At 49.5% G+C, this 440-nt stretch carries 2 tRNA genes; both read left to right on the top strand.

What is annotated here, in order from left to right:
• Positions 1–75: 75 nt before the first annotated feature.
• Positions 76–152 (top strand) — tRNA-Ile (locus DBY66_RS17730).
• A gap of 107 nt (positions 153–259) precedes the next feature.
• Positions 260–335, top strand: a tRNA-Ala gene (locus DBY66_RS17725).
• The last annotated feature ends 105 nt before the right edge of the window (positions 336–440 follow it).

Genomic DNA, 440 nt, shown 5'->3' with positions numbered 1-440 from the left:
ACCTGAAGATACCTTCCCGCGAAGTGCTCACACAGATTGTCTGATGAAATTTAAAGAAGCAGTAAAACTCTCTCCAGGCTTGTAGCTCAGGTGGTTAGAGCGCACCCCTGATAAGGGTGAGGTCGGTGGTTCAAGTCCACTCAGGCCTACCAAATTCTCCCGATTTCTGCGTTATGACAACGGCTCGCATAGTTCACTATGCTTCGCGTCGTCACGCCTTGAACTCGAAAGAATTGGGTAAAGGGTTTTGCGAATCATTGGGGCTATAGCTCAGCTGGGAGAGCGCCTGCCTTGCACGCAGGAGGTCAGCGGTTCGATCCCGCTTAGCTCCACCATCAACGTCCCCACGTTGATACTCAACTTCTGAATGCATTTTCGAGTGCATTGCGAAGTTATTGCTCTTTAACAATCCGGAACAAGCTGAAAATTTGAAACGACCG

The sequence above is a fragment of the Pantoea sp. RIT413 genome, assembly GCF_003057675.2.
In the GTDB taxonomy this organism is placed as follows: domain Bacteria; phylum Pseudomonadota; class Gammaproteobacteria; order Enterobacterales; family Enterobacteriaceae; genus Pantoea; species Pantoea eucrina.
The sequence above is the reverse complement of the archived record's forward strand: the minus strand, read 5'-3'. Positions and strand labels throughout refer to the sequence as shown.